General features: G+C 71.0%; 5 protein-coding genes. 2 read left to right on the forward strand and 3 right to left on the reverse strand.

Going from position 1 to position 6156, the window contains the following annotated elements:
- Together HG543_RS50430 and HG543_RS50435 are read right to left on the reverse strand one after the other, a co-directional pair.
- Positions 1-1003: trypsin-like serine peptidase (locus tag HG543_RS50430; RefSeq protein WP_169352134.1), on the reverse strand; the 1003-nt coding region annotated here is incomplete at its 3' end.
- 110 nt (positions 1004-1113) lie between these two features.
- A complete protein-coding gene (locus HG543_RS50435) occupies positions 1114-1491 on the reverse strand; it encodes a SpoIIAA family protein (protein WP_169352135.1) in 378 nt (125 codons plus the stop codon).
- 213 nt (positions 1492-1704) lie between these two features.
- Between HG543_RS50435 and HG543_RS50440 the strand changes: the two genes are divergently transcribed.
- Together HG543_RS50440 and HG543_RS50445 are read left to right on the forward strand one after the other, a co-directional pair.
- Complete coding sequence (locus HG543_RS50440; protein ID WP_169352136.1) at positions 1705-2103, forward strand: hypothetical protein; 399 nt, start codon at positions 1705-1707, stop codon at positions 2101-2103.
- Between the two features lie 194 nt (positions 2104-2297).
- The gene (locus HG543_RS50445; protein WP_343073643.1) at positions 2298-4250 is read left to right on the forward strand and encodes a TonB family protein; all 1953 of its coding nucleotides are present in this window, start codon (positions 2298-2300) and stop codon (positions 4248-4250) included.
- 11 nt (positions 4251-4261) lie between these two features.
- Here the strand turns inward: HG543_RS50445 and HG543_RS50450 are convergent, their stop codons facing one another.
- Complete coding sequence (locus tag HG543_RS50450) at positions 4262-6055, reverse strand: alpha/beta fold hydrolase (RefSeq protein WP_169352137.1); 1794 nt, start codon at positions 6053-6055, stop codon at positions 4262-4264.
- Positions 6056-6156 lie beyond the last annotated feature (101 nt).

A 6156-nucleotide genomic window follows, 5' to 3' on the forward strand; every position in this document is an offset into this window, starting at 1 on the left:
GCGGCGGGGGCGGCGGCGGCAGGCCGGTGCACAGCCGCGCGCTGGTGGCCACCGCGCAGTACGCCTCCAGCGCGGGCCGCACGTAGGTGATGTCCTCGCCCCGGCAGCCCGCCTCCGTGCACACGTTGACGATGCTGCAGGAGCCATTGGAGACGTAGTCCGTCTCGCCGCGCACGAGGATGCCGGCCACCGTGTAGCCGCTCATCTCGTACACGCCGGAGCCGGAGTTGCCGCCGAAGGTGTCCGTGCTGGCGATGAAGTAGTCCAGCGTGGACGCGCGCGCGTCGCGCACCGAGCCGCCCGAGTCGATCTTGAACGGGATGCCGCTGCCCGAGCCGATGACCGTCACGTTGGCGCCCACCGAGATGGGCTCGGCCACCGTGCGCACCGGCGCCGGCGCGAAGCGCGGCGTGGCCGCGCGGTCCAGCCGGACGATGGCGTAGTCCAGGTTGCGGCCGTTCGTCGTGGACTGCTGCCGCACGACGATGGACTGGCAGGAGAAGACGTCCGCGGTCGTCACCGTCTGCAGGGCGGTCGCGCTCGTGCGGTAGAAGTTGAAGACGAAGCGCGTGTTGCCGCAATCCGAGGCGCTGGTGATGCAGTGCCCGGCGGTGAGCACCAGGTCGTCGTCGATGAGCGTGCCCGAGCAGAACGCCGGCGTCGGGTCCGTCAGGAAGCGCTCGGTGCTGCACAGGTTGTAGGCGCTGCGCAGCGTGGACGCGTTGAAGGTGACGTTGTTGGGGTTGGACAGGTTGAGCGCCGACGGCCTCATCAGCGCCACCGTCGCCTGCTGCGCGCGCGCGCGCAGGGTGGCGTCCGAGTGCGCGTACACGTCCGTGCGGTTGTCGGTGCCGTAGACGACGGGCTGCTTGTCCGTGGCCGTGGGCTGCGCGGTGTCCCCGGTCTGCTCGGCTTCAGGGGCAGGGCCGCAGGCCACGAGGGAGAGGGTGCTGAGCAGCGCGCCGAACAGTTTCCTGCGGGCGCCAACGCGGATGAGGGGCATGTCGTGACCACTCCTGAAGGGGGAACGCCCGCCCGGAGGGCAGGCTTGCTCACTATACGTGAAATCCCCGGAGCGGTGAAATGGCAACCCGGTTGCAAATACGCGGATGGTCAGTCCGCGTCGGGGTTCTTCAGCCAGGCCAGCGCCTCGCCGCGCGTCTCGAAGGTGCGCGTGGGGATGGTCAGCATCGCCCGCTTCGTCATGCGCCACGCCTGGAGGCCGGAGGGTGGGTCAATCACCACGCGCGCCGAGCGCTTCATGCCGTGCAGCTGCGCATAGGCGTTGAGGCTGGCCATGGCGCTCACCACGTCCGGGGGCATCACCCGCAGCTGCGACTGGTCCACCAGCGCGGACCACTCGCCGCCCAGGGAGGTGATGGCCTTCTTCACCTCCGTCAGGTACTCGGACAGGTCCTCCGCCGTGACTTGCGGGGGGTAGATGACCTCGAGGATGTGGTCCTGCTCGTGGACGTTGATCTGGAAAGGCATGGTGCTGGGGGCTCCGGGCGGGCGCGCCATCCTAGCCGCAGCCGCTGACATTCCAATATCCAGCGCCACGAATCCTCCCTGGCGGGTGGTCGCCTGCCCTGTCCGGGAGTGCGGGGAATGTCAGACCCGGATGCTACCTACGTCGTTGCCGTCGCACCGGTACCGCCGCGCCACGTGGGGCGAGGCGGCGGTCGCGGCCGGCAAGGGGGTCGCATGAACACGAAGCTTTACGTCCTGGGGGCCGTGCTGGGCGCGGCGCACGGGCTGCCGCCGGAGGTGCTGACGCCCTCGGTGGCCCCGCCGCAGGAGTCGCGCCAGGAGTCGCGCGGGGCTTCTCGCAAGGGCCGCGGGGGGCGCGCGACGAGCGCGAAGCCCGCGGGCAACCACGCCGTGGCGGCGCCTCCGCCCGACGTGCAGGAGTCGAACGAAGTGAAGGAGTCGCCGCGCGACACGGGCGGCGACGGCCACACGCGCGGTGGGAGCGGGACCGAGGCGCCCCGTCACCCGTGCGAGCTCATCACCGTCATGCAGGTGCCCTGCGACGAGTCGAAGCAGGCCTGCGAGTACACGTACTGGAAGTGCCCCGAGGTGGTGAACCCGCTCCGGGCCTGAAGTCACCCGAAGGCGCGGGCGGCCGGTTCCGCCCGCGCCTTCGGGAGCCGGAAGTCCGGCGGGTCGTGACTGGCGCGGTGGAGGGGGCCGTGGAGTGACGGCCCCACCCGCCGCGCCGGTGTTTTTTCGTAGGGCCCCGGGTGCCCACGTGTTGCGCCGTGTTGGCGCTGCCGTGACCGGGGCTCGACCGTCTCGTGACGCCCACGTGCGACGGTGCCCCCGAGGTCATCGCCATGCAGACAGACTCGCGTACGTCCCCGACCGCCGCGCCGGCCCCCACCGGGGATGCGTTGCTCGGCCAGGTGCTCCACGGCCGCTTCAAGGTGCTGGAGCCCCTGGGCGCCGGTGGCATGGGCCGGGTGTACCGGGCGCTGCAACTGCCGCTGGAGCGCGTGGTGGCGCTCAAGGTGCTGAGCCCCACCTTCCCCACGACGAGGGACCCGGAGTTCCAGCAGCGCTTCTTCCTGGAGGCCAGCGTCACCGCGAAGCTGCGCCACCCCAACACCGTCACCGTCATCGACTACGGCAAGACGGACGACGGCACCTTCTACATCGCCATGGAGTACCTGGAGGGGCGCACGCTGGCGGAGCACCTCGCCGCCGGGCCGCTGCCGTGGACGCGCGCGGTGGACATCGCCCGGGGCGTGTGCCGCTCGCTGCGCGAGGCGCACCGGCTGGGCGTGGTGCACCGGGACTTGAAGCCCGCCAACGTGATGCTGGTGGCGGAGGAGGGCGGCGGCGAGAAGGACCACGTGAAGGTGCTGGACTTCGGCCTGGTGAAGTCCTTCCTCCCGGACGGGGCGGGCCTCGCCGTGCCGGAGATGACCCAGGGCGGCACCTTCCTCGGCTCGCCCACGTACATGGCGCCGGAGCAGGCGCGCAACGTGGCGGATGCGCGCAGCGACATCTACTCGCTGGGCGTGCTGCTCTACCAGATGCTGGTGGGCCGGCCGCCCTTCGTGTCGAAGGACGCGCTGGAGCTCATCTTCGCGCACCACAAGGAGCCGCCTCCGCATTTCCGCGCGCTGCGCCCGGACCTGGCCATCCCCGACGCGGTGGAGGCCGTGGTGCGCCGCTGCCTGGAGAAGGCCCCCGAGCAGCGCTACGCCACCATGGACGAGGTGCTGGATGCGCTGCGGGACGCCGCGGGCCTCGCGGTGAGCGGCCCCATCAGCGCCCCGCACCTCGCCCTGCCGCCCGCCACCGGCCCGCACCCGGCGCGAGAGGGCACCATGGTGCTGGACATCAGCGTGGACGAGGAGTCCCTGCCCCGGCCCGTGCCGCCGCGCCGCTCGTGGCGCTGGCCCGTCGTGGGCGCGGTGGCCCTGCTGGGCGTGGGCGCCGGCGCGTTCCTCCTGGGCTCGCGCGGGGGCCGGGCCACGCAGGCCGGGCCCGTGGCCCCCGTGGCCGTCACTCCCGCGCCCGCCGTGGCGCCGGCCGCCGAGGCGCCCCGGGGGCCGGTGCGCTTCCGCGTCTCCAGCGAGCCGGCCGGGGCGCGCGTCTTCTGGAAGGGGCAGGAGCGCGGTGTCACGCCGCTGGTGCTGGAGGTGCCTCCGGGGCCGGATGGCATGGCCACGGCGGAGCTGACCTTCGTGCTGGAGGGCTACCAGACGGACCGGGTGGTGGCCGGAGGCTCGGGCGAGGTGCTCTTCACGCAGCGGCTGCAGCGCCAGCGCGGCGGTGGTGGAGGGCGCCCGGCCGTGGCCGCCGCTCCCGCGCCCGAGCCAGGCGGCCTGAGCGCGCCGGAGCTCATGAGCGCGCCCACGCCGCTGGAGGCACCCGCCACGGCGAGGCCCGCGGTGGGCGGGTCGCCGGGGCGGACGGTGGCGGCCTCGGCGCGGGCCGCGAGCGGCTCCGGGCCCATCAACCTGCCGGAGGAGGCGAAGCCGCCGGTGGAGCTCGCCTCCAACGCGCGGCCCGAGTTCCCCCAGGCCGCCCGCGCCGCCGGGAAGGAGGGCCAGGTCATCCTCAAGATTGTCGTCACCGAGGCGGGCGAGGTGCGGGACGTCACCGTCCTGCGGGGCGAGGAGCCCTTCGTCTCCGCCGCGGTGCGCGCGGTGAGCACCTGGCGCTACCAGCCGGCCCTGCTGGAGGGCCGGCCCATCACCGTCTACCGCGTGGTGAAGGTGCCCTTCCGCCTGCGGTAGACGGCGGGAGGTCAGTTCGTCGCGCTGGCCTGCTTGAGGTACTGGTCCAGGAAGGCGCGCGTGCGCGAGTAGGCTTCGGCCTCGTTCTTCTTCTTGCTGAAGCCGTGGCCCTCGTCCGGGAAGACGACGTACTCGACGGGCACCTTGCTCTTCTTCACGGCCTGGACGATTTCGTCCGACTCCACCTTCAGCACGCGCGGGTCATTGGCGCCCTGGATGACGAGCAGCGGCTTGCGAATCTTCTCCGCGTGGAAGAGCGGCGAGACGGCGCGCAGCATCTCCTCCTGCGTCTCGGGGTTGCCGACCTCCTGGTAGAGCGCCTCGCGGAAGGACTCCCAGTAGGGCGGAATGCTCTTCAGCGTGCGCAGCCAGTTGGACACGCCGAAGATGTCCACGCCCACGTTGAAGGCGTCCGGGTGGAAGGCCAGGGCGGACAGCACCATGTAGCCGCCGTAGCTGCCGCCGATGATGCCCACGCGCGAGCCGTCCACGTACGGCAGGCTGGCGAGGTACTTCTTCGCCTCCAGGCAGTCCTGGAGCGGCTCGCGGCCGTGCTTCTGGTCATCCGCCGTGAAGAACGTCTTGCCGTAGCCGGAGCTGCCGCGGTTGTTGATGCCGAGCACCACGTAGCCGTGGTTGGCGAGGTACTGCATGAAGGGCTGGTAGCCCTTGCGCGTCTGGCCGCCAGGGCCGCCGTGCACCCAGATGAGCGCGGGCAGCTTGTTCTCCGGCGTGGCCTGGTGCGGCTTGTAGAGGATGTTCGGAATCTGCAGCCCGTCGAAGGACTTGAAGCGGACCACCTCCGACTCCACCAGGTCCTTCGGGTCGATTTCGGGGTTGAGCGTGTCCGTCAGCCGCGTGAGCTTCTTCGTGTCGAACTCGTAGACGTAGAGGTTCGTCGGGGAGCGGTCGCCCCTCACGTAGAAGGCCATGCGCTTCTCGCCGCGGGCAATGGACACGCCGGTGATGTCCCCCTCGGGGAGCTGCGGCAGCGCCAGCGACTTGTTGGCCTTCACGTCATGGACGCGGATGACGGTGCGGGCGTCCTCGTTGATGCCCGTGACGCGCCAGGCGCCGTTCTTGGAGAAGTACGTGTACATCACGTCCCAGTCCGCCTTCTCCACCTCCTCCAGCTTCCCGGTGGCCAGCACGTAGCGCACCACGCGGGTGAACTCGCTGCCCTCGTTGGTGAGGAGGTACAGGGCGGTGGAGCCCGGGTCGAAGGTGGCCGTTATCCACCACGCGATGCCCTTGTGCGGAGTGAGGTGCTTCAGCTCCTTGGTGGCGACGTTGTAGAGGTGCACGTCGCTGTCGGCCGTGGTGCGCTGCTTCTCGAGTGCCACCCACTTCTCGTCCGGGGACACGGTGCCCAGGTCGTAGCCACCGTCGTTCTGGAAGAGCAGGGTGCGCGCGTACGTCTTGGCGTCGTAGCGGTACAGGTCCATGAAGCGCTCGTCGCGCTCGTTGCTCTGGACGTAGAAGGCGGAGTCGTCATGGCTCCAGCCGAAGAAGGTGGCGCGGTGCTTGTCGCCCGGGGTGAGGTCCTTCTCCTTGCCGTCCGGGGTGCGCACGTAGAGGTGCTCCAGCTCGTTGCCGCCCTGGTCCCGGGAGAAGAGGAAGCGCTCGTCCTTGGGGAAGTAGCCCACGGCGTACGTGCTCTCCGTGGTGGAGCGCGTCAGCTGCGTGGGCTTGCCGCCCGCCGCCGGCACGGAGAAGACGTTGTAGATGCCCGACTGGTTCGACGTGAAGAGCACCCGCTTCTCGTCCGGGGAGAAGGACGCGCCCATCACGTTGGTGGTCTTCATGAACTGCTCGACGGAGTACTGCTTCGACGGCCGCGGGGTTGCCCGGGCGGCCGGGGCCTTCGCGGGCCGCGGTGACGGGGCGGGCTGGGCCAGCGCCAGGG

The organism is Pyxidicoccus fallax (assembly GCF_012933655.1).
GTDB classification, from domain to species: Bacteria; Myxococcota; Myxococcia; order Myxococcales; family Myxococcaceae; genus Myxococcus; species Myxococcus fallax.

Excerpts from the sequence above, each read along its gene's own strand:
- HG543_RS50450 (WP_169352137.1), bottom strand. The coding sequence starts at position 6,055 with ATGAAGACCACCAACGTGATGGGCGCGTCCTTCTCCCCGGACGAGAAG.
- HG543_RS50440 (WP_169352136.1), top strand. The coding sequence starts at position 1,705 with ATGAACACGAAGCTTTACGTCCTGGGGGCCGTGCTGGGCGCGGCGCAC.
- HG543_RS50435 (WP_169352135.1), bottom strand. The coding sequence starts at position 1,491 with ATGCCTTTCCAGATCAACGTCCACGAGCAGGACCACATCCTCGAGGTC.